This window comes from Bathymodiolus japonicus methanotrophic gill symbiont, from assembly GCF_019721995.1.
Lineage (GTDB): Bacteria > Pseudomonadota > Gammaproteobacteria > Methylococcales > Methylomonadaceae > Methyloprofundus.
This window is the reverse complement of record NZ_BLYC01000016.1, coordinates 24015-45948: the sequence shown is the minus strand read 5'-3', so window position 1 is coordinate 45948 and position 21934 is coordinate 24015. Positions and strand designations below refer to the sequence as shown.

Sequence of the window (21934 nt, the reverse complement as noted above, 5' to 3'; positions counted from 1 at the left end):
ATGACGCAAACTATCACTCGTTTAAATAGCTCTGATGCCAATTTTCAGCAGCAACTCCAACAACTACTAGCCTTTGAGGAAAGTTCAGACGATACGGTACACCAGCGCGTCCTGGATATTATTGCCAATGTTCGTAGCAAGGGCGACCAGGCCGTACTCGATTACACCAATCAGTTTGACCAATGTTCACTGACAAACGCTGCTGAAATGGAACTTACTCAAGAGCAATTAAAAGCCGCCTGGGATAGCCTGCCGGAAGATAAAGCTGACGCATTGCAAACCGCTGCAAACCGCGTGCAAGCCTATGCCGAAAAGCAAAAAATGGAGTCCTGGCAATACACCGAAGCCGATGGCACGATACTGGGTCAAAAAATAACCCCACTAGACCGTGCCGGCTTATATGTCCCAGGAGGCAAAGCTTCCTACCCTTCGTCAGTATTGATGAACGCTATTCCTGCAAAAGTAGCCGGAGTACGCGAGCTAATTATGGTGGTCCCTACACCACAGGGTCATACCAACGAACTTGTCCTGGCGGCCGCTTATCTTTCAGGTGTAGACCGCGTATTTACCATCGGTGGAGCACAAGCAGTTGCTGCTCTGGCGTATGGCACAGAAAGTATTCCCGCAGTAGAGAAAATTGTCGGCCCAGGTAATATCTATGTAGCCACGGCAAAAAAGCTGGTCTTTGGCCAGGTAGGCATTGATATGATTGCGGGGCCTTCTGAAATACTGATAATTTGTGATGGCAAAACCGATCCAGACTGGATTGCGATGGATTTGTTTTCTCAGGCCGAGCATGATCAAGATGCCCAGGCTATCTTATTATCAGATGATGCTGACTTTCTTGATGCCGTTGCTCAAAGTATCGAAAAATTACTACCAGAAATGGAGCGTGCTGAAATTATCAAAGCTTCATTATCAACACGCGGCGCACTGATAAAAACAGAGTCATTAATAGAGGCTGCTGAAGTAGCTAATACCATTGCCCCTGAACATCTGGAGTTATCTGTAGCTGACCCGGAAGCACTATGCGCACATATCCGAAATGCCGGCGCTATCTTTATGGGGCGCTATACTGCAGAAGCATTAGGCGATTACTGTGCAGGACCGAATCATGTACTGCCTACATCGGGTACAGCGCGCTTTTCATCGCCGCTAGGTGTCTACGACTTCCAGAAGCGCTCCAGTTTGATCTTCTGCTCAGCTGAAGGTGCTAATACGCTAGGTAAGACAGCATCAGTATTAGCTCGCGGAGAAAGCTTAACTGCGCATGCGCGTTCTGCAGAATACAGACTAAAATAACACATATCTCCCAACGCTAGAACATTGCTTCATAAACTTAAGGACTTATTATTTTAAAATCAATGAATTACTTTGTAGACTGGGTTATATTTTTTGCGCATTAATAAAAACGTAACCCAGCATACGATATAACACATTGTTTAAAATAGCTTTAGCTCTTAACTTAATGGTCGTAGTGCTCTAGCATCGGAAACTGAAAATAATACAACAAGAGAAGAATAATGACCGATCTACCTGAAAAAACCTGTGGCATTGAGCGCCTGGTAACCCACCCTAAATTAGTTGAAGCTGCACTTAGCGGCAGAAAAACCCAGCAGCGCCGTGATGGTGTGTATGCCTACCCGAATGAAACTTTTACCCTGGAAGGACAGGAATTTATTATCACTGACTTAACCCGTGAAACTATCGGCGATATGGGTGATGCAGAAGCTCAGGCGGAAGGTTACCCCAATCTGGAAATGTATAAAAACCTGATTCTAAAAATGCATAAAGGCATGCAATGGAATGAATCTGCACCAGTCTGGGTACACCACTTCAAGCGTGTTGATTAAGCATTTACCCATGAATGAACAAGAGCTTATATCTACAGTAATACGCCCAGAAATTAGAGCGCTCACTGCATATAAAGTTGCCGATGCCTGCGGATATGTAAAACTTGATGCGATGGAAAACCCTTATACCTGGCCAGAAGAAATTAAAGCTGAATGGTTAAAAATCGTTCATGATGCAGAAATTAATCGCTACCCTGACCCGGAAGCCAAAACACTTTGTCGTATTCTAAAAGATTATAACCAGATTCCTGCCGACAGTGAGATTTTATTAGGTAATGGGTCAGATGAGATTATCCAGCTATTGCTGATGGCCTTACCTGCCAATGCGACAGTCATGGCACCAGAACCCAGTTTTGTCATGTATAAGCAAGTTGCACAATGTCTGGGCTTAAAATACCAGGGCATCCCTTTACAAGCTGACACTTTTGAACTGGATATAAACCTTACCCTGGCCGCAATAAAAACACAGCAACCCGAAATTATCTTTCTTGCTTACCCGAATAATCCCACCGGGAATTTATTTGATAGCGATGCTATCGAGCAAATTATCCAGCATGCCAGGGGTTTAGTAGTTATTGATGAAGCCTATGCGCCATTTACTGATTGTAGCTTTATCCAGCACCTGTCAAAATATAAAAATTTACTGGTTATGCGCACGGTTTCCAAGCTCGGCTTGGCAGGCTTGCGTTTAGGTTTTATTACTGGGGGTAATTTTATTATCAGCCAGTTAAACAAAGCCAGATTACCTTATAATATCAATATCCTGACCCAGTGCAGCGTTGAATTTGCCTTAAACCATCCGCAGATGTTTGCCACACAAACCAAAACTTTACGCCAGGAACGCGCGCGAATGTTTCTGCAATTAAGCACCCTGAAAGACATAAGGCCTTGTCCAAGTGCTGCAAATTTTATTCTTTTCCGAACCGCTAAAGATATGGCGACCGATATTTTTAATGCCTTAAAAAAGCAAGGCATATTAATAAAAAACCTATCCCCCAAAAAAGGTCTGCTGAGTGACTGTTTACGCGTCACAATCGGCAAACCAGATGAAAACGGTGCGTTTATTAAAGCACTAAAAAATGCATTATAAATTGCAATAATGTAGTGCGTGGTTTTAGCTCGCCTATATTTCGGGAGTACCTTAACAGGCGGGCTAAAGCCACGCCCTACACACCGTTAAGCTATAAAAAAACAAAGCCATACTAAAAGTTTATTAAAACTAGCTTCAAAATACAGCGGCTCTCATGTAACATTGAGCCGATAATAAAATAAAAAAGTTACAAATAATCACCTCGAGGAGCGTTATACATGAGCGAACAAGGCGTCGACAATTCAAAACGCCAATTTCTAACCACGGCTTTAACTGTCGTGGGTGCAGTGGGTACCGGCTATATTGCCGTCCCATTTCTGGCGCAAATGCAGCCTAGTACCAAGGCTAAGGCGGCTGGAGCCCCAGTAGAAATTGATATAAGCAAGATAGAACCCGGTCAACTAATTCGTGCCGCATGGCGTGGCAAGCCAGTCTGGGTTCTTTTCCGTACTCCGGAAGTTCTGGAAATTCTAGCAACTGACACTGGTAAGCTAGCAGACCCTGATTCACTAGAGTCTATCCAACCAGAGTCCAGTCAAAATGAATTTCGCTCTATAAAACCGGGAATTTTTATTGCTGTAGGCTTATGTACCCATCTAGGCTGCTCGCCTACTTTTCGGCCAGAAATTGCTCCTAATGACTTAGGTCCCACATGGAATGGCGGCTTTTTCTGCCCTTGTCATGGTTCAGGGTTTGATCTAGCGGGGCGTGTCGTCAGAGGCGTTCCAGCTCCTACCAATTTAGACGTACCACCCCACCATTATATTACTGACACGCTTATTCTGATCGGTGAAGATGCTTCGGAGGCAAGCACATGAAATCAAATTACTTAAATGATTGCACTAGCTGGGTTTGCCGTCGCTTTCCAATGGCCAAACTATGGAATGATCATATGGCGCAATATTACGCGCCGAAAAATTTCAACTTCTGGTATTTTTTTGGTTCACTTGCATTATTAGTGCTGGTAAACCAGTTTATTACCGGCATATTACTGACCATGAACTACAAGCCTGATGCCAGCCTAGCATTTGACTCTGTAGAATATATCATGCGCGAAGTCCCATGGGGCTGGCTAGTGCGCTATATGCACTCCACGGGGGCATCTGCCTTTTTTATCGTGGTTTATCTGCATATGTTCCGTGGGCTGATTTATGGCTCTTACAAACAACCTAGAGAGCTGATCTGGATCTTTGGTATGCTGATCTTTCTAGCTCTGATGGCTGAAGCCTTTATGGGCTACTTGCTTCCATGGGGTCAAATGTCTTACTGGGGAGCACAGGTCATTATCTCATTGTTCAGCGCTATTCCAGTGATAGGCGATGATTTATCCTTATGGGTAAGAGGTGACTACGTAATCTCTGATGCGACCTTAAACCGCTTCTTTGCTTTCCATGTGATTGCTATCCCGCTGATTTTAGTAATGCTGGTATTCTTGCATATTATCGCCTTACATGAAGTCGGCTCAAATAACCCTGACGGCATTGAAATAAAAGATTCCAAAGACCCATGGGGACACCCGGTTGATGGCATTCCTTTTCACCCGTACTACACGGTAAAAGATATCGTCGGCGTAGCCGTCTTTATGTTCTTTTTTGCTACGGTAATTTTCTATATGCCTGAAATGGGTGGATACTTTCTGGAACATGCCAACTTTATCCCGGCTGACCCGTTAGCCACGCCTGAGCATATTGCACCGGTCTGGTATTTCACGCCTTTCTATGCAATTTTAAGAGCGATACCGGATAAATTTGCAGGGGTTATTGCCATGGGCGGTGCGATTGTCGTCTTATTCTTGCTACCGTGGTTAGACCGTAGCCCAGTACGCTCAATACGTTATCGTGGTGGTATTTACAAAAAAGCAATCGTTCTATTCGTGATTAGCTTTATCGGATTAGGCTACCTGGGTATGCAACCGCCTACAGCTGGAGCCACCATTTTTGCACGAATTCTTACCGCGATATATTTCGCTTTCTTCTTATTGATGCCAATTTATACCCGCTGGGAAAGACCGAAACCTTTACCTAAGCGAGTGAATGAAGAACCCGGTCTTGAAGATCGAATTCCGGCAATCAAGCAATCTTTTGCAGCAATGACCCACGATGTGCCAGAAACCAGAGATGGGCACACTGTCATGCATACACGACCCGATGCTTCTGGCATTGCTCACGAATTAAGCAAGCTTGGAAGAAAAATCATAAGGAGCCTGGACTAATATGAAAAAATTATTGCAAATCTGTCTATTAACCTTGATCCCACTAGGAGCATTTGCTTCAGGGGGGATGGACCTGGACTCAGCGGATATAGATTTAACTGATAAAGATTCCTTAGAAAATGGAGCTCACCTTTATGTTCAATATTGCCTAGGTTGTCATTCAACTAAATATATTCGCTATCTGAATCTAGCGGATGATTTTGGAGTAGAGCAGCAAGAAATTTTAGATAAAGTTGCTCCAGAAAGAGCGGGTATTTATGACAAAATGCTCACAGCCATGAACGGCCATGATGCTAAAAAATGGTTTGGTGTTCGCCCTCCTGATTTATCTTTGATTGCCCGCTCAAGAGGCGCTGACTGGTTATATAGCTACTTAAGAAGTTTTTATGCTGACCCCAATAAACCTCTGGGTGTTAACAATGCTATATTTCCTGATGTGGGTATGCCTAATCCACTATGGAAACTTCAAGGTAAGCAGACAGCAGTCTTTGAGACCGTTGACGACCAGCAAGTCATTACTGAACTGGTACTCGAAAAACCCGGCACTATGAGCGCTGAAGAATTCGATAAATCAGTTAATGATATAGTGAACTTCCTGGTATATGCCGGTGAACCAGCGCAAGTAGAGCGCCAAAGCATGGGTAAATATGTGCTCTTCTTTATCCTTTTATTTGGTGTAATCGCCTACTTATTGAAAAAGGAATACTGGAAAGACATACACTAAGCTAATGTAGAGCGGACTTTAGTCCGCCTTATTTAAGTGTAGCTACCTAAAGTAGTTATCTTTGCAGAAACAAAAAAAGCGCTACTTCTCACGAACTAGCGCTTTTTTTCATCCGCTGTCAGCCCCGGACGGGCTGATAGTCTCCAGAAGGCGCAGGGAAATTTGCCAATCCGAAGTGCGCGATAGCGCGCGAGGGAGGCTAAAATTTTATCCCGAATAGCCGTAGAGCCATTTGTGGTAGCCATGACTGAGCTGCTTTGTGCTCAGTCTGTGGCGGACGCAGGGCGGCTGGAGCATCTCCTATTCGCTGCGTAGGTGAACGAATTACGGCGACAGGAGTCCCGGAATTTCGTGAGGTAGCATGGCGCGCCTGTTAGCCAAAAATTATCATGAAAAAATTTATACTCTTCAGCCTGCTCAGCTGTTTTTTCTTTATCCAGCCGGTACACGCTAAAACTAAAGCAACACCCCAATCAAAAGATTACAACCCCTGGTTTGTGCCCGCTGATATTTTAATCACACGCCCCTTAGGCCTGGCTGCAACTATTACAGGGACAGCATTATTTATTGTCTTCTCACCATTCACAGCGCTCAGCTCAATAGCACCACCGCATGACGCATTTGAACGCGTAGCCGATGTATTTATTATTGTCCCTGCCACCTATACATTTTTGCGCCCAGTGGGCAAATTCCTCTGCCCTGGAGATTGCCGCCCAGAGGACATTAAGTAAGTCTGAATATTGTAGGGCATGGCTTTAGCCCGCCATAAGCGGGCAAAACCACGCCCTAATTGATTTAAGTTTTCCACTTAATATTACAACCAATACTGGGAGTCTGTGGCTCGATAGCAGGCTTGCCCGCTAACAGTGCGTCCAGAGCACAGCGTAAATCTTCTCCTGTTAATGGTACATCATTCTTGGGTGTCGAGCCATCCAGCCGTCCCCGATACACACAGTTCAGATCTTTATCAAACAGAAAAATATCCGGTGTACAGGCAGCTTGATAGGCTTTTGCCACCGCTTGAGTTTCATCATATAAATACGCTGCAAATGGATTGCCCCACTCGGCCATTAATGCCTGCATCTTATCCGGTGCATCCTGAGGATAATTTTCTACATCATTGGCGCTAATCGCAATAGTATTAATCCCCAGCTCAGCATACTGCCGCGCTATCGCGATCAGCTGCTCTTTAATATGAATCACATACGGGCAATGATTGCAGATAAACATCACCAGCGTACCCTCACTTCCTTGCAGACTGGCAAGGCTTAACTCTTGTCCCGACATGGTATCGGGCAAACCAAACTCAGGTGCTGTTGTGCCTAAAGGCATCATATTTGATTGTGTTGCTGCCATAATAAACCCTCTAAAAATTAATATTGTTAAAAACCCAGTAAATTACTCACCAATGTGACATAGTCACTGATAAACATTTCATAATACTCTAATATATGGTCACGCTGTTGTTCAAGTCAGCATTCCGCGCTCTAGCGCATTATAATAAAAGGGTGAACTATGATTGATTTTTTTCTGAATATTTTTTCTACCATGTTTCAAATGAATATGCGCGACCATCACGAAATACCATTTGCCATGCCATTACTGATGGCTTGTTTAGTCGGTGGCTTAATTGGCTTTACCATCGTCAGATTTGTCGTTAAAGAACAATTAGAAGATACGGAACGCGCCAAGGAAACCGCTGTACATTAGTATTTATCGGCGCCTTTTCTTAAACTGAAGTTTCCCAATAATTATTTATGGTAAAATTTAAACCATGCTGCAACTATATGAGAAAGATAGTCTTTTCATTCGTTTCAAATGCTATTGCCTAAGGGGAATTAAGTACAGGCGCGCCATGCTACCTCACGAAATTCCGGGACTCCTGTCGCCGTAATTCGTTCACCTACGCAGCGAATAGGAGATGCTCCAGCCGCCCTGCGTCCGCCACAGACTGAGCACAAAGCAGCTCAGTCATGGCTACCACAAATGGCTCTACGGCTATTCGGGATAAAATTTTAGCCTCCCTCGCGCGCTATCGCGCACTTCGGATTGGCAAATTTCCCTGCGCCTTCTGGAGACTATCAGCCCGTCCGGGGCTGACAGCGGGGGTTTGCTATAAACATGGCAAAACCACCTAAAATAAACCTCGATACACCAGCATTGTGTATTTCAGCTACTCAATAATTGGGAAACTCCAGTTCTTAAAGCTTCAATGTCTAATAAAGTAATCGTACCTCTAGTTAGACTAACCCAGCCATACGCCTCAAAGCGTTTTAAATGCCTGGAAATCACTTCACGAGCTGAGCCCAGTTTAGTGGCCAGCTCCTGGTGAGTGTAGCTGATAACGGCTGATTCTTCTGCTAGCAGTGCCTTGCTTAAGCGCGTATCAATTGCGCTAAAAGTCACATCTTCTAGCAGCGCGATCACATCCGATAAGCGCGCTGAAAACTTTTTAAACACAAACTCACGAAAAAATGCAGACTGCTCTATACAGCGGTAAAAGGCATGTTTAGAAATCGCAAAAGCCAGCACCTGGTCCTCGGCAATCCCTTCAGCAGGATAATTATCACCACTCAGCAAACATGAAGTCGTCAACACACAGGAATCGCCGGACCTAACGTGATACAGCAACATTTCTCGCCCACCTTCAGAAATAATCTGCGCTTTAACACTGCCCTGTAAAACTAATAAATACTGCTCACAAACAGCCCCCGGATAAAAAACCTGCTGCCCTGCAGGGAGTTCAACTAATTTTACCGATGCCATCAGGCTATTCATACCTGCTTCTCCAGCTTGAATAAACTCGGAAAAATGCCTGCTCCATAAAGCCTTAATACTTACTGATTCCATAAACAGGCACCACTGGATTTTTCTAACAATTGCAGCATTTTCTGATGTTCAAGTAATTCCTCCTCGCAACACTGAATTACTTTCAACGGCGGCCTGTCGCTACTTAGGCGCTGAATAACATGCTCTGTTGCACCATCGGTTAAATCATCGTCATCCAGCATGGAAATCTGTCCACCGGTCATTAACAGATAAACATCGGATAAAATTTCGGCATCTAATAGTGCGCCATGCAAATCACGGTGGCTATTATCGATGCCATAACGCTTACATAAAGCATCCAGACTATTACGCTGCCCTGGGTGTTTTTTCCTGGCATACACCAGACTATCAAAAACGGTACAGATATCTTTGGTTTTAACAGCTGAATTTACTAAAGAAAATTCATGATCGATAAAGCCGACATCAAACGGCGCATTATGAATAATCAATTCCGCGCCATGAATAAAATCGACAAAATCATCGACCACATCTTTAAATAAAGGCTTATCGAGTAGAAATTCATTAGTGATACCATGTACCTCAATCGCACCATCATCAATATGCCGCTCTGGATTAATATACATATGAAACTGCCGGTCAGTTAAGCGCCGATTCACTAGCTCCACACAACCAATCTCGATAATCCGGTGCCCTTCTTTAGTATTTAACCCCGTGGTTTCCGTATCTAAAACAACCTGCCTGCCTTTTTTTCTCATAATCATAACCTCTTTGTACGCCCTACACCAACTTTAATCAACCACCCAGGCAGCATCCCAATGCGGATATTCACCAATTGTTTCCACTAACCCAGCTCGTAATGGATTTGCCACAATATAGCGTGCAGCCGCTCTTAAAACCTCTTCTTTGCGTATGGCATGATCATAAAACCCGCGTTGCCAGAGCGCCCCCTTATGGCGAAAAGATTTCTTTAAATCAAAACTACTTTCCCCTTAAATATCCGCACCACCTCTGATAACTCAGCCTTGTTTACAATTAATAACCAATGCAAGTGATCCGGCATCAACACCCAGGCTAATGATTCTAGCAATCCAGTTTCATGTAACACACGCATTTCATTAATCAAATAACGTGCCTTTGCAAAATCGGCAAAATGCGGAATTCGCTTATCAGTTACCATAGTCAACGAATAAGCACGCCCGCTTTCAGAGTATCGCCCTATCGTTAAATCCTGATAACTCATAATTACTCCTAAATATTATTGATACGCCCTGTCATGCCCAACTGTAGGGCGCGGCTTTAGCCCGCCATCAGACACTTGCGCATTTGCCGATGAATAATGCCATCGATAAAGCTATTATTAGAAATATAGGCCAGTATGCCTTCACCATTTTTGTCTATATAGTGCTGACCGTAACGGATAAATTTAATGTAATCATCCGACAGCGGCTGAATATTACGCTCGTTTAAGTCCTTTTTATAATCTTTAAGTAATTCTTGTATCCAGTCACCTTTATTGCTACTACTGACGGCATAGGGTGGATTACCCATCACCACCATGACCGGTGCATCACGCTTGATACGATTAGCCTCGCTGGCTTCATTAGATAACCAGGTGGCAAATAAGGTGCCCGTATCAGGATGCTCTTTTTCCAGGCTATTGGTTAAAAACACATTGAGCCTCTGCTGTTTTTTGGCAGTGTATCCGGTTTCTTTTAATAATAAGTCCAGCTTTAAATGCGCCATCGCATAGGATGCCATCAGCAGCTCAAAGCCATTCAGCCGTGGAGTTAAATGCTCTTCTACATAGCCGCTCCAGATGCCCTGCTGGCCTTTAACCCATCTTCGTCACTTTCATCTTTCTAAGCCATTGATTCATCGGTTTAAGCGATTTTTTGTCGAAAAATTCTCTTTAAAATCAATGGTGTTTTTTTTGAAAGTTTTGTAGTGTCATTTATATTATTTTTGTCGATAAATTCATTGACTTTTGTCAAAAAAATCATCATTATTTGAGTGTAATTTACATGCGACAAAAATACTCTAAAAAATCCAACGTTTTATACAAAAACACAAAATCTGTAGTGCCAACTGGCTACTTTTTAAAATTTCAACCAATTGATTTATAACAACTACATCATCAATAGTGACGAAGATGGGTTAAAATCTTGGTAAATATGCTTAATGGTTTCAGCTAGAAACGTGCCTGTGCCGGTTGCAGGATCTAGTATCTGTACCTTATGTACTTGTTTATCGACTTTTCCAGGCGGGTGGCTTTGTGTTTACCACGCCCTTTAATCACCGGAACTTCAACTTGTATGGTGGTTTTGCTGGTATCGGCTAAACCTTTAGCTAGCTTAAATTCCGTTTTTAAGATTTCATCTACCGCGCGCACGATAAAGTTCACTCAGGTTGGCATTGGCAAATTCCCGGGAGCAGCGGCCACATACCCAGGGGTACATTTTCAGAGCCTGACCGCGGTAGGTTTTTTCCCGGTCTGTTTGATGCTTACGAGCCTCTGCAACAAGGCGCTCGCTGGCACTTATATTTTGTTGATTATTGCTTGCCATATCACTTTCATCTATCAAATATAAAAAACTCATTATATACTTCACAGGGTTTAGTTTGTGGAATTTCCAAAGATGAATGTAGGGCGTGGCTTTAGCCCGCCTAATACTACAGGCGGGCTAAAGCCACGCCCTACAGGGTACCTTCATTACTATCATGCAAATAAGACTTGTTCTCATTTGCACTCAAATGTATAATGCGCCGTTTCAGGTGTCTTGTTTTTTCAAGATTAAAAGGGAAGTTGGTGCATTACGCAAATAAAACCAACGCTGCCCCCCCGCAACGGTAATTGAGTTAAAAGTCTATTTTATACCACTGTTCTTTTTTGAATGGGAAGGTGTCGATTCTGGAGTATGTCCGCTCATCAGCCCGGAGGCCTGCCTGAAATCGACTAGGAAACCCTAAAGGTTTCCTCTATAAAACTTGTGCGGGTGAGCACATTAATCAGGCATCCACCATGACCACTTTTTGTTTTTTTCTTAGCTTCAATTCGCTTTTCTTATTATTCAATCTATTTGCTTAGGCACAGATTATTATCTGAAGTTTCAAATGCTATTGCCTAAGGGGAATTAAGTAGGGGGTTGCTATAAACATGGCAAAACACCTAAAATAAACCTCGATACACCAGCATTGTGTATTTCAGCTACTCAATAATTGGGAAACTTCAGTTTATTATTATCGCGACTTAAAACCCGCACCACATCTCTGCCCTACATTCTCAAATTGAATTATATGCAAGCTTATCTTTATAGTTTGTTGCTGGTGTTAATCATGCTGCAAACTGCCTTTGCCGAAGAGCAAAGCACTCAATCCGATATCCCGTCCAAAGAAAACCTATCGCCTGGCCAACCGTACAATATCAATAATTCGGTGCGCGTAGAAGGTATTAAACATGGCTTAAAATATAATGGCTGCAATGGTTTTATCCGTGGTGGTTATATTCAGACCCATACCAAAACCGTTAGCAATCAACAAGCCTATGGATTAGGCGGTGAGCTAGGCTGTGGTATTTCCTGGGGGCCATATTTTAAGCTTCATGCCAGCGCCTTTACCGCTATTAATCCAGGTTTTAATAGTGGCAATAAAGATGAAATTCAGGGTGATTTTTTCGACGAAAACAAGAACCGCTATATTACCCTGGGTGAAGCTGTCATGAGTTTATCCTATGCCGATTTTCAGGCACATTTAGGTTCTCAGCGTTTTAATTCACCGCATATGGATCAGGATGACTTACGCTTATTACCGAATATTTTTGAGGCCTACTTACTGGACTATCACCTGAATGATGAGATTTATCTGGGCAGTGGTTTTATTCGCACGGCTAAAGGCTGGGAAAATAATGGCAATGCAGCGGATTTTGTTGATATCGGTGAAGCATTTGGTGGCACTGGCGCGCAGTCATGGATAGCCTGGGGAAAGTATCAGCAGGGCTATATCAGTGCTAGCGCTTGGTACTACTATATTAAAGATGTACAGCAAATTTTCTTTCTTGATGTCACGTACCAGAACAGCTTTAATGATTATATTTTCTATGAATTAGGAGGGCAATTTGATCTGGGACGTTCTGTGGGCAAGCAGTCGATAGGTGTGGTTGATGCTAACACACTTGGGGCATATGCCACTATCAGCTCTTATGGCGTATCATTTACCACCGCTTATAATAAGAACTTCGGCCAGTCAGCTGCTGTAAATAGTGTCGGGGGTGGACCTTTTTTTACTTCTATGGAGCAAATGACCCTGGATGCAGTGAGTGCAAAAAATGCCCAGGCCTTGTTATTTAATCTGGAATACCAGCCATACTTTATAAAAAACATGAATATAGGTGTTGCTGCTGGCGATTTTCAAGGCGGAAAGGCCGCTGAATTTCACACCCAGGAATTAAATACCTATCTTAGCTACCAGTATAAGCAAATGATTACCGTAGATGTTATGTACGCCTATATTAAAGATTTGCAGGCCGATCTGGTGACCGAGCAGTTGCGGGTGATTTTAGGCTTTCAATTTTAGTGCTTAACCATAATACCTTTTTTATCACCATGACGGGCATGAAGTGGCTCTGTCGCAATAATTATCAAAAGCGCAGACCTCCTGGTCTTCAGGCATAACTATCCTGCTAAAGCCATAAACTGCTTATAAGCAGGAATATTTTCCTCAGACAACTGCCCCTTTCGGATCATATGTGCCGTTTCAATTCCATCAATGGTTGCTTGAGCCGAGTGAAACGCTTTAAAGCCCATCATCGGTTTTGTTATTTTTTTGATAAAGCGGTGATCCTGTTCGATGATGTTATTCAAATATTTAACCTGTAATATGTCGATCATATTGGCAAACCAAGCGAGGATTAACAAGAGGTTAATGTTGGCTAATCCTGCATAGTTAGCGCCACTTTTATCCATAACGACCTTATCAGGAAAGCCATTATTGTTAATCGTTTGTTTGAAAAATGCGGTTGCAGCCTCTTCATCACGGCGCTCAGAAAGCATGAAATCAAGCGTATCCCCGCGACTATCAACAGCTCGGTATAAATAGATCCACTGCCCCTTCACTTTGATATACGTTTCATGGTTCTGTCCCAAAACCCAAAAATAGCCTATTACCTACGATCATAAGATTTAATTTCACCCAAAGTAGGTTTGCATGCTCAACTAAAAATGGTGCTATTTTCTTAAGTAATTATTTTCCTGAACACCAGATCATACCTGGCTTATCCATTCAATTATCCCGATGAGTTGATAATATTTTCTCCTGCATGATGCTTTTTTCATGAGAGACATAAAAACAGGGTTATAGCCAGTTTAACACAAATACTTATCGTTTGCGACAGAACCAAAAATACAATAAACTCGTTGATGATAGTCAAATCTTCCGTTTATATAATGAAAATTTTTACCCACTCCAACGCCATCACCTGATGTTAATATTGCTTCTCCATCATAAGAAAAAGAATTGATTTTTCCCACGGTTTGAGACCTAACAAAAAATAGATATACTCCACCATTCACTTTATTTTGAGTATCCTTATTTCCAGTTGTAATATCTGCCAATTGCTCTAACTTCTTAACCCCCCATTCCCCCGAAAACCCTGGAAACCTCAATGCAGGTACTTTTTTTAAATTATCCATTTTTTAGTTTTTTAGCAGTATTATCTATTGTTTTTATAAAATACTTTTCAGCTAAAGAGAGATTATTTTTTGTTCTTTCCTTAAATTCTTCATACTCTTTTTTTGATTTTTCAATAGCTTGGTTATGACTTATTTTTCCTGCATGGTCTAGGATTTCATAGCCTGTCATCTTTAAAAATTCATCAAGCTTATTTATCCAGTCATTCATATACATTAGCTTTCTATTAGTTGCTTGTAAGTCTGCAATATCCAGATAAGCCGTTACCATCTTATTTAACTGAAGTTTCCCAATTATTGAGTAGCTGAAATACACAATGCTGGTGTATCGAGGTTTATTTTAGGTGGTTTTGCCATGTTTATAGCAAACCCCTACTTAATTCCCCTTAGGCAATAGCATTTGAAACGAATGAAAAGACTATTTTTTCATATAGTTGTAGCATAGTTTCAATTCTACCATAAATAATTATTGGGAAACTTCAGTTATTTAAAACATCCAATTCTTGTTCATTAAGATAATTTTTAGCTATTTGTGTTTCTTGTTTTGTAGGTTTTTCAGCTTTAAAATTAGTTAAGCCTAAAAATGGTTTTGAGGCATCAATTGGTTCTGTCGCCTACCACGGACTAAAAATCATCACTTCGCTTTGGCTCCGTTTCCCTGATTTTCAGCGATTGCAAGGTTCATGCGTCAGGGCTGCCTACCAGCTCTATCTGCACCAAGTTATCTGAGTAGGTCGGCCCATGCCCCATATTAACAAATTCTGCGGAGCTAATGCAGTTGACCGTGCCGGTATTAAGCTGTCGCCAATAACCCAAGGTTGCGACCACAATTCCGATATTCACATCATCCGTAATTCTGGCGTCGCTTTCAAATGCACCTCGATCATTAAAGACTCGAACTTTATCCTTTTCTTTAATTCCCCGAGAGATTGCATCAGATGCATTAATTAAAACAAATTGCTCACCTTGCCCACTGATTTTATTATCCATATTGGCATAACAGGAATTCAGAAAACCATGGCTTTTAGGTGAGATGATATTCAGAGGGTATTTTTTGGCCAGTTCCGGATTGGTTTCAGGTGTTTCTTTAGGCGCAACATAATCAGGCAGACTATCTAATAATTCGCCCGACTGGAATCCCTCATACATCTGCCGGAATGGGCCTACTAGAAAGTTACTTGGAGCGTCTAATTTGAATTCGCATTTACCTGATGGCGTGGAAAAGTTGCCTTCTTTGTGCGGAGTTCGATCATCTTTGTTACCTAATGTTAATCGGGCATAACCCTGTTTTTTCAAATAAGTCAGATCTATGCCATCACAAGCGGGTGACTCCCAGTCCACATAGTGCTCAAGACATTCACTATCTGACCATGTGAAATTCTCTTCTTCATACCCCATACGTTGCGCTAAGCGACGAAAGATTTCATTATTCGGGATAGCTTCGCCTGGGGATTCCACGCATTTTTCATTATAAGTCAAATACAGATGCCCCCAGGATAAGATCATATCCTCCATTTCCGCCCCCATTGACGCGGGCAAAACAATATCGGCATAAGCGGCAGTATCAGAGATAAAATGTTCAGCTGATACCATAAACAGATCTTCGCGTTTTAGCCCTTCAATAATTTTATCTGTTTCAGGTGACTGCGTGACTGGATTGTTATTCCAGCACATCAAAGATTTAATCGGGGTCGCAAGCTTTGTTTCCCCTGTGAGAACTCGCCCCAACTGAAGATTATTAACCACCGGAGTTCCTTCGGGGATTAAATCAGGGCGGCAGATAACATCAAATTTATAGGGATGCTCCCACACCGACATTTGCATTGCGCCACCGCCAACATGCCGCCAGGCACCAATTAAGGCAGGCAGGCAAGAAACTGCACGAATAGCTTGACCTCCACCACGACTTCTTTCTAAGGCGACTCCAAGACGAATAGCGGCAGGCTGTGTTGTCGCATATTCTCTGGCTAATTTACGAATATCGGTAGCAGGAATGCCGGTAATCTGCTCAGCCCATTCTGGTGTTCTATCTTTAGCGCGTGCGGATAATTCAGTAAAGCCAACGGTATACTGATCAACATAATCTTGATCCACTAAGCCTTCTTTAATGATGGTATGGATCATCGCCATCGCTAATGCACCATCCGTCCCTGGCTTTGGCGCAATATGCCAGTCAGCTTCTTTCGCAGTTTTAGAGGCATATGAGTCTATAACAATAATTTTGGCACCTTTTTTATGAGCCTGTTTAATGGTATGCCAATGATGCAAGTTGGTACTGACTGAATTACATGCCCAAATTACGATGTACTTAGAGTGAATAAAACTTTCCGGGTCTACTCCCGCAGTGGGTCCGACTGTCAATAGCCAGGCCGTTGCCGAAGCTTGACCACAGTAGGTTCGCTCACAAACAGTTGCTCCCATGCGGTTAAAAAAAGCATCACCACCATTTAAGCCATGCACCAGCCCTTGATTGCCAAGATAACTCGTCGGTAAAATGGCATGCGCTCCATGTTCTTCTATAATGGCTTCCCATTTTCTGCTAATCTCATCCAGCGCTTCATCCCAACTAATTCGTTCAAACTGCTTACTGCCTTTGGGACCCTTACGGCGTAACGGGTATAACAAACGATCTGGATGATGGTGGCGCTTTTCGTAATCTTTTAATTTGACACACAGGCCACCCCGAGTCATTGGATGTTCAGGGTTACCTTTGACACCCACCAATTTTCCATCCTCAATTTCATAAACCATTGCGCAGGTATCAGGACAGTCATGCGGACAACCACCGTGTGCAGTTTTTGTTATTATTGCAGACATCGTATATTCCTCATTATTTACATCGGTTTTTAGAACTCTTCTGCTAGCAAACACTAATACTCGATGTTCAAGTTTTTTAACTGATTGATTTTATTGATAATTTTACTGACAAAGAAAGCATCAACATCATTGTAAATCAATCACTTATAAAACAAAGCTGGAAAAATTTACTTTTCTTAGCCCAGTTATAGCTGAAAACTTGAACATCGAGTAATACAGTATTAGTGTTCAATACATTCGCCAAAATAAGGGAGATAAAAAACTGCGAGGAGTCGCTATTTTTGCGAAAGCTTGTTTTGGGCATCCCAGCCCAAGCAAGCAGCAAAAACTTAACGCGACCACTTATGCCTCCGGCGGCCCCGATTCGTCTTCGTCACCTCGTCCCGACCCAACAAGGGGTCGGAACATAGGCTCTAAATTATTTTTAGCGTATGCGGACTGTAATTAAAAAGTCCTAATAGGCTTGACGCGGACTCTCAGGCTTTTCTCGCCATATACGTACCCGCCGGAACCAAAATTTACCATCCAACTGAATGTACCCCATGCTTCTGTAGAAGCCCAATAACAAGATTTAGCAAAGTTACCGAGATCCTTAACACTCAACTCAGACTTCATAGTCAGCAACTCGTCACGAGAGGGCACGTACCAATCCAGATATCCATGTAATTTATAATCCTTAACTACATCGAAAGCAACTCTTCCGCCCCAGCGACTTTTACAGTTAAATTCTGCATGTGCATCAGAGTTATCTTTCCCCCCACCAATCTCTGTATGATTAGTTCCTTCTACCTTAATTCCATGACAGCCCCACTCAACACCACTAAAATCATCGGGAGCAGCTTCTAATCCATGTTTTCCTTCATCGTCCGAAATATAAAATACACGACCTCCCGCGGGCCCCTCATCACCAACCTCATAAATTCTGGCACAAGGACCATCCTGCAAAGATGTTAGATACTTAGACATTTCTTCTTCATCCATTTCTAAAGCTCCATAAGGAGCAAACGATGATGTACAAAAATCATCGTACTCAGGTTCCTGAGTAAATTCTACTATAGGATTATCATAAAGAGCGTACGGGATGAACACCTCAAGATCATCTGCTCGCGCAGGGAATAACACTAAAACACTTACTAATAACACTAAAAAATTATATCTCTTCATTTTACACCTCAATTTATATAAAAAATAACACCGTAGAGCCTAAGTTTCTCAGAAAGATTACTGAGTTTTGCGTAACTTAAGCTTTTGGGACTCCATGTCACAAAATCTATCATGAGGCACGCGGTGGCGCGCCTAAATTTCTTCAAGGTCGCGATACGAAACGCCATACCTGACATAAAAGAAAACAGCATAAAGAATGACATCTTTTGGAAAGTGAGTGCCTTTGAAGCTGAGCATATGATCCACCTTTTATTGAAATTGAGAATTATGATAGCAGATAACGTCGGGAAGGGGAATTTATGCGACAGAACCTTTATAAAGCCCTGCCTTGTTTCCAGCTAAAGGAATTAAATATTCTTTTGGGTTTACAGATAGTTTTTCGTCAATAGCCTCTGTAAGCCTTTCTTGCACTTCACGACTTAGCTTATAAAACTGCTTTTTAGCTCTTTGCTCAAATTCTATTTTGTACATTCAGAAAGCTTATCTTATAAATTAAGTTCTTTTCTCATATCTTCAAAAGGCACAGATTTTTCACCAGAGGCTATAAATTCATCATGCGCTTGCTTTGCGTATTGATAGCCCTCTAAATCCTCTAGCCTATCTCTCAATAATTGCTCTAGCCTTTTTTTTATGTAGTAACTTTTAGATCTTTATTCAGCCCGTGAAACTTTATTCAGCATTTCTCCTAGCTCTACAGGGATGTTGGCAGAAACACTTATAGATGTAGCAGTCATAATCACACCTCATTAAAAAATAAACCAATTGTAGAGATGATATAGCATATATTGCAAGTGTCAATATTTTTTGCAAAAACTTGCAAGATTAAAATATCCGCAATATAAGATCAACAATTATAACTCATAATAGGTTCTGTCGCATAAATCCCCCTTCCCGACGTTATCTGCTATCATAATTATCAATTTCAATAAAAGGTGGATCACATGCTCAGCTTCAAAGGCACTCACTTTCCAAAAGATGTCATTCTTTATGCTGTTTTCTTTTATGTCAGGCATGGCGTTTCGTATCGCGACCTTGAAGAAATTATGGAAGAAAGAGGTGTTGAAGTGGATCATGCTACGCTCAATCGTTGGGTTATCCGTTATTCTCCTGCCATTGCTGTAAAAGCTAAATCTCAGAAACGAGAAACCAATAAATCGTGGCGCATGGATGAATCGTATATCAAAGTGAAGGGCCAGTGGACCTATTTATACCGAGCTGTTGATAGTCGCTGGGATACGCTTGATTTCATGCTTTCTGAGCGCCGTGATGAAGAGGCTGCAACCGCATTTTTCAAACAAATGATTAACAATAATGGCTTTCCTGATAAGGTCGTTATGGATAAAAGTGGCGTTAACTATGCAGGATTAGCAAATATTAACCTCTTGTTAATCCTCGATGGGCTTGCCAATATGATCGACATATTACAGGTTAAATATTTGAATAACATCATCGAACAGGATCACCGCTTTATCAAAAAAATAACAAAACCGATGATGGGCTTTAAAGCGTTTCACTCGGCTCAAGCAACCATTGATGGAATTGAAACGGCACATATGATCCGAAAGGGGCAGTTGCCTGAGGAAAATATTCCTGCTTATAAGCAGCTTATGGCTTTAGCAGGATAGTTATGCCTGAAGACCAGGAGGTCTGCGCTTTTGATAATTATTGCGACAGAACCCCTTTGGTTCAAGGTTTCGGATCCGCCAACCTCACAGGAGTATAAATTTAAAAAGAGCGGACAGCCCGAACACGTAAGAAAATATATTTAAAAGACACGTCCTGCACCCCTGTTGGGAAGTATTGATACCATGACATATCACCCGTATTCTGTGAAGAACTTGAGTACATACTACTCCAAAAATCCCCTAAGCCACTTTGATATAAATGGGTTTGCATCAGATTTAACTCATCTCGTGATGGAAGGTACCAGTCATCAAAACCATTTAACTCGTAATCATCTGTCATTTGTACGGCAGTCCTACCCCCCTCACGGCTTGCACAACCAGCAGCCAATATAGCCCTAGTGTTTTTCGCACCAGAACCAACTAATTCACTTCCAGCATTATGGACATAATTCCCATGACAACCCCATTCCGCCCAACCCTGGTCGACAGGGGAGGATTCTATTCCATGCATACCCTCATCCGTTATGTAGAACACAAGTCCCCCAGAGGGACCTGTATCGCCAATCTTATAAGTTGTTTCACAAGACCCCCAACGGATTTCATTACTATCTTTACAAATAAAAAGTTTCATTCCTTTATCCGCACCCCGTGGTAAAGTAGGGATAGTACCCTCCACATACTGAATAGAAGCTGCGTTAGAATTTATCAAGTCTTTGTTTTTAGCAATACCGGCCGTGTTTTGAGCCACCTGATCTGCAAAGATCGGTAATGACAACATTAATAATACAGCGCTCACAACTATCTTTATTTTTTCCATTTTTATATCACCTATTTTATTGGGTTTCTTGGCTTCCCATCTAAAGCGGGACACCTACGCTCAGAAAAGGTAGGCCTAAGGTTGATCTAGATCCCTTAAAATTACGAGCTGTCCCGGCTTAGACGGGACAGCCCGTTTCTGTCGCAAAAATTTATTATGAGTGTAAAAACCAGCCATAACCAATTTTTATGCGGCTAGTACAAAAAACTATCCTACAGGAAATAAATCGTATTCTCCTTTATTTTCAGAGACTGAGTGAATAATCCAAGTATTACCCGACATTTATCAATACCTTCGCCAATTTTAATTTAATCCAAAAATGATAATCTTACACCTATATAAATCAATCGCTTATAGGCTGTAAAATTCATAAAAATGAGTGTATTTTCATTTTGGCGAAGGTATTGATTTATCAGAACATTTTTTTAAAATGATCGTACTGGACGAACATGTCCATGAAGATTCCTATAAATAAGAACTTTCAGACCACTTGAGAACCTCATTGCCCATGATCTAATATTTGATTCTTCCTGTTGTGATGAGCTAATGTAACGTCCATAACCAGCAAAGTCACCTATCTTTTTTTCTTTCAACTCACTATACATCAAGCCTAATTCACCCAAAGATGGTAAATACCAATCCTCAAATCCATTTAAGGTGTAGTCATATGCTATCCGTGCGGCTATATCTCCACTGTAAACATAGTCCTGAACACAACCTCCATCTAAGATAGCATTAGTATTTGTCTTACCAAATCCAACTTCCTGACTCTCTGCACCTGCAACCTCAACAGTGTAACAACCCCATTCAGATTGTCCTTGATCTGTTGGAGATGCTTCTATTCCATGCCTACCCCCATCTGTAGTATAGAAAACCAATCCACCTGCAGGTCCAGTGCCACCGACTTCATACAAACATTCCCCCCATTGAGGAGTATCCTTCTCAGGGCAAAGAATTATAGCCATATCTTGACCCACTACCTCAGGAAGCTCAGGTAAAATCTTCTGTAGATTCTGTAGCGTTTTCGTATTAATTACAATAGCCGCCGCATTCCTAGCTTGACCAATTTTATTCTTCTCAACTTGATCTGCAAATACCGAGTTTACTGTGAATATTAACAATAGCCCTGTAACAACCTTTAATTTTTTCATTATTATCTCC

General features: G+C 42.0%; 26 protein-coding genes, 5 pseudogenes and 1 riboswitch. Of the genes and pseudogenes, 12 read left to right on the top strand and 19 right to left on the bottom strand.

Features of this window, described 5'->3' with window-relative positions:
- The 6 genes from hisD to K6984_RS18430 all read left to right on the top strand — a co-directional run bounded on the left by hisD (window position 1) and on the right by K6984_RS18430 (window position 5879).
- On the top strand, window positions 1-1302 hold the full coding sequence (gene hisD, locus K6984_RS18455) for a histidinol dehydrogenase (RefSeq protein WP_221896846.1): 1302 nt from the start codon (window positions 1-3) through the stop codon (window positions 1300-1302).
- A 221-nt stretch (window positions 1303-1523) separates the two neighbouring features.
- Window positions 1524-1853 carry an ASCH domain-containing protein gene (locus K6984_RS18450; RefSeq protein WP_221896845.1) on the top strand — a complete coding sequence of 110 codons (330 nt, stop codon included), beginning with the start codon at window positions 1524-1526 and terminating at the stop codon, window positions 1851-1853.
- A 10-nt stretch (window positions 1854-1863) separates the two neighbouring features.
- The gene (gene hisC, locus K6984_RS18445; protein ID WP_221896844.1) at window positions 1864-2943 is read left to right on the top strand and encodes a histidinol-phosphate transaminase; all 1080 of its coding nucleotides are present in this window, start codon (window positions 1864-1866) and stop codon (window positions 2941-2943) included.
- Window positions 2944-3161: 218 nt separating this feature from the next.
- Window positions 3162-3761, top strand: a complete 600-nt coding sequence (gene petA / locus K6984_RS18440; RefSeq protein ID WP_221896843.1) for a ubiquinol-cytochrome c reductase iron-sulfur subunit — start codon at window positions 3162-3164, stop codon at window positions 3759-3761.
- Complete coding sequence (locus tag K6984_RS18435) at window positions 3758-5155, top strand: cytochrome b (protein WP_221896842.1); 1398 nt, start codon at window positions 3758-3760, stop codon at window positions 5153-5155. The genes petA and K6984_RS18435 overlap by 4 nt, the downstream gene beginning before the upstream one ends.
- Before the next feature lies 1 nt (window position 5156).
- A complete protein-coding gene (locus K6984_RS18430; RefSeq protein ID WP_221896841.1) occupies window positions 5157-5879 on the top strand; it encodes a cytochrome c1 in 723 nt (240 codons plus the stop codon).
- A gap of 95 nt (window positions 5880-5974) precedes the next feature.
- Here the strand turns inward: K6984_RS18430 and K6984_RS18425 are convergent, their stop codons facing one another.
- Window positions 5975-6124 carry a hypothetical protein gene (locus K6984_RS18425; RefSeq protein ID WP_221896840.1) on the bottom strand — a complete coding sequence of 50 codons (150 nt, stop codon included), beginning with the start codon at window positions 6122-6124 and terminating at the stop codon, window positions 5975-5977.
- Window positions 6125-6268: 144 nt separating this feature from the next.
- Here K6984_RS18425 and K6984_RS18420 point away from each other — a divergent pair, with 144 nt between their 5' ends.
- Complete coding sequence (locus tag K6984_RS18420) at window positions 6269-6610, top strand: hypothetical protein (RefSeq protein WP_230988172.1); 342 nt, start codon at window positions 6269-6271, stop codon at window positions 6608-6610.
- Window positions 6611-6674: 64 nt separating this feature from the next.
- On the opposite strand, the gene K6984_RS18415 is transcribed toward K6984_RS18420, so the two are convergent.
- Entirely contained in the window at window positions 6675-7235 is a 561-nt protein-coding gene (locus K6984_RS18415) for a thioredoxin family protein (RefSeq protein ID WP_221896839.1), read from the bottom strand.
- A 159-nt stretch (window positions 7236-7394) separates the two neighbouring features.
- On the opposite strand from K6984_RS18415, the gene K6984_RS18410 reads away from it, so the two are divergent.
- Window positions 7395-7589, top strand: coding sequence for a hypothetical protein (locus K6984_RS18410; protein ID WP_221896838.1), 195 nt, complete (start codon window positions 7395-7397; stop codon window positions 7587-7589).
- A gap of 128 nt (window positions 7590-7717) precedes the next feature.
- Here the strand turns inward: K6984_RS18410 and K6984_RS34155 are convergent, their stop codons facing one another.
- Complete coding sequence (locus K6984_RS34155) at window positions 7718-7840, bottom strand: hypothetical protein (RefSeq protein ID WP_263458803.1); 123 nt, start codon at window positions 7838-7840, stop codon at window positions 7718-7720.
- Between the two features lie 12 nt (window positions 7841-7852).
- Between K6984_RS34155 and K6984_RS18405 the strand changes: the two genes are divergently transcribed.
- Window positions 7853-8017, top strand: coding sequence for a hypothetical protein (locus K6984_RS18405; protein WP_221896837.1), 165 nt, complete (start codon window positions 7853-7855; stop codon window positions 8015-8017).
- A 31-nt stretch (window positions 8018-8048) separates the two neighbouring features.
- Here the strand turns inward: K6984_RS18405 and K6984_RS18400 are convergent, their stop codons facing one another.
- From K6984_RS18400 to K6984_RS31350, 5 genes and pseudogenes are all read right to left on the bottom strand, one after another.
- Window positions 8049-8729, bottom strand: coding sequence for a Crp/Fnr family transcriptional regulator (locus K6984_RS18400; RefSeq protein WP_221896836.1), 681 nt, complete (start codon window positions 8727-8729; stop codon window positions 8049-8051).
- Window positions 8717-9424 carry a DNA polymerase III subunit epsilon gene (gene dnaQ / locus K6984_RS18395; protein ID WP_420831684.1) on the bottom strand — a complete coding sequence of 236 codons (708 nt, stop codon included), beginning with the start codon at window positions 9422-9424 and terminating at the stop codon, window positions 8717-8719. The genes K6984_RS18400 and dnaQ overlap by 13 nt, the downstream gene beginning before the upstream one ends.
- A 33-nt stretch (window positions 9425-9457) precedes the next feature.
- A pseudogene (locus K6984_RS36370) lies at window positions 9458-9909 on the bottom strand (REP-associated tyrosine transposase).
- A gap of 65 nt (window positions 9910-9974) precedes the next feature.
- A pseudogene (locus K6984_RS18385) lies at window positions 9975-10499 on the bottom strand (Eco57I restriction-modification methylase domain-containing protein); the annotation flags it as partial.
- 563 nt (window positions 10500-11062) lie between these two features.
- Window positions 11063-11233 (bottom strand): annotated as a pseudogene (locus tag K6984_RS31350) (HNH endonuclease family protein); the annotation flags it as partial.
- Between the two features lie 189 nt (window positions 11234-11422).
- Window positions 11423-11630, top strand: a riboswitch (cobalamin riboswitch).
- 255 nt (window positions 11631-11885) lie between these two features.
- Here K6984_RS31350 and K6984_RS18375 point away from each other — a divergent pair.
- On the top strand, window positions 11886-13238 hold the full coding sequence (locus tag K6984_RS18375; protein ID WP_221896834.1) for an OprD family outer membrane porin: 1353 nt from the start codon (window positions 11886-11888) through the stop codon (window positions 13236-13238).
- Window positions 13239-13336: 98 nt separating this feature from the next.
- Here K6984_RS18375 and K6984_RS18370 read toward each other — a convergent pair.
- From K6984_RS18370 to K6984_RS18350, 5 genes and pseudogenes are all read right to left on the bottom strand, one after another.
- A pseudogene (locus K6984_RS18370) lies at window positions 13337-13792 on the bottom strand (IS6 family transposase); the annotation flags it as partial.
- 234 nt (window positions 13793-14026) lie between these two features.
- The gene (locus K6984_RS18365; protein WP_230988171.1) at window positions 14027-14275 is read right to left on the bottom strand and encodes a restriction endonuclease subunit S domain-containing protein; all 249 of its coding nucleotides are present in this window, start codon (window positions 14273-14275) and stop codon (window positions 14027-14029) included.
- A gap of 70 nt (window positions 14276-14345) precedes the next feature.
- Window positions 14346-14621, bottom strand: coding sequence for a RhuM family protein (gene rhuM, locus K6984_RS18360; protein ID WP_221896833.1), 276 nt, complete (start codon window positions 14619-14621; stop codon window positions 14346-14348).
- A 208-nt stretch (window positions 14622-14829) separates the two neighbouring features.
- Complete coding sequence (rhuM, locus tag K6984_RS18355) at window positions 14830-14952, bottom strand: RhuM family protein (protein ID WP_221896893.1); 123 nt, start codon at window positions 14950-14952, stop codon at window positions 14830-14832.
- A 79-nt stretch (window positions 14953-15031) separates the two neighbouring features.
- Window positions 15032-17167, bottom strand: coding sequence for a molybdopterin-containing oxidoreductase family protein (locus tag K6984_RS18350; protein WP_221896832.1), 2136 nt, complete (start codon window positions 17165-17167; stop codon window positions 15032-15034).
- Between the two features lie 281 nt (window positions 17168-17448).
- Between K6984_RS18350 and K6984_RS34150 the strand changes: the two genes are divergently transcribed.
- The gene (locus K6984_RS34150; protein WP_263458802.1) at window positions 17449-17577 is read left to right on the top strand and encodes a hypothetical protein; all 129 of its coding nucleotides are present in this window, start codon (window positions 17449-17451) and stop codon (window positions 17575-17577) included.
- 34 nt (window positions 17578-17611) lie between these two features.
- Here K6984_RS34150 and K6984_RS18345 read toward each other — a convergent pair whose 3' ends face one another.
- The 4 genes and pseudogenes from K6984_RS18345 to K6984_RS34145 all read right to left on the bottom strand — a co-directional run bounded on the left by K6984_RS18345 (window position 17612) and on the right by K6984_RS34145 (window position 18939).
- Window positions 17612-18331: a DUF1566 domain-containing protein gene (locus tag K6984_RS18345; protein ID WP_221896831.1), complete on the bottom strand. Its 720-nt coding sequence runs from the start codon at window positions 18329-18331 to the stop codon at window positions 17612-17614.
- Between the two features lie 135 nt (window positions 18332-18466).
- Window positions 18467-18568, bottom strand: a pseudogene (locus tag K6984_RS18340) (IS6 family transposase); the annotation flags it as partial.
- Window positions 18569-18628: 60 nt separating this feature from the next.
- A complete protein-coding gene (locus K6984_RS18335) occupies window positions 18629-18802 on the bottom strand; it encodes a type II toxin-antitoxin system RelE family toxin (RefSeq protein WP_221896830.1) in 174 nt (57 codons plus the stop codon).
- Window positions 18803-18816: 14 nt separating this feature from the next.
- Window positions 18817-18939: a hypothetical protein gene (locus K6984_RS34145; RefSeq protein WP_263458801.1), complete on the bottom strand. Its 123-nt coding sequence runs from the start codon at window positions 18937-18939 to the stop codon at window positions 18817-18819.
- Between the two features lie 333 nt (window positions 18940-19272).
- On the opposite strand from K6984_RS34145, the gene K6984_RS18330 reads away from it, so the two are divergent.
- The gene (locus K6984_RS18330; RefSeq protein WP_221896829.1) at window positions 19273-19956 is read left to right on the top strand and encodes an IS6 family transposase; all 684 of its coding nucleotides are present in this window, start codon (window positions 19273-19275) and stop codon (window positions 19954-19956) included.
- Window positions 19957-20056: 100 nt separating this feature from the next.
- On the opposite strand, the gene K6984_RS18325 is transcribed toward K6984_RS18330, so the two are convergent.
- Both K6984_RS18325 and K6984_RS18320 read right to left on the bottom strand, forming a co-directional pair.
- Window positions 20057-20773, bottom strand: a complete 717-nt coding sequence (locus K6984_RS18325) for a DUF1566 domain-containing protein (RefSeq protein ID WP_221896828.1) — start codon at window positions 20771-20773, stop codon at window positions 20057-20059.
- 425 nt (window positions 20774-21198) lie between these two features.
- Window positions 21199-21924, bottom strand: a complete 726-nt coding sequence (locus K6984_RS18320; protein ID WP_221896827.1) for a DUF1566 domain-containing protein — start codon at window positions 21922-21924, stop codon at window positions 21199-21201.
- Between the last annotated feature and the right edge of the window lie 10 nt (window positions 21925-21934).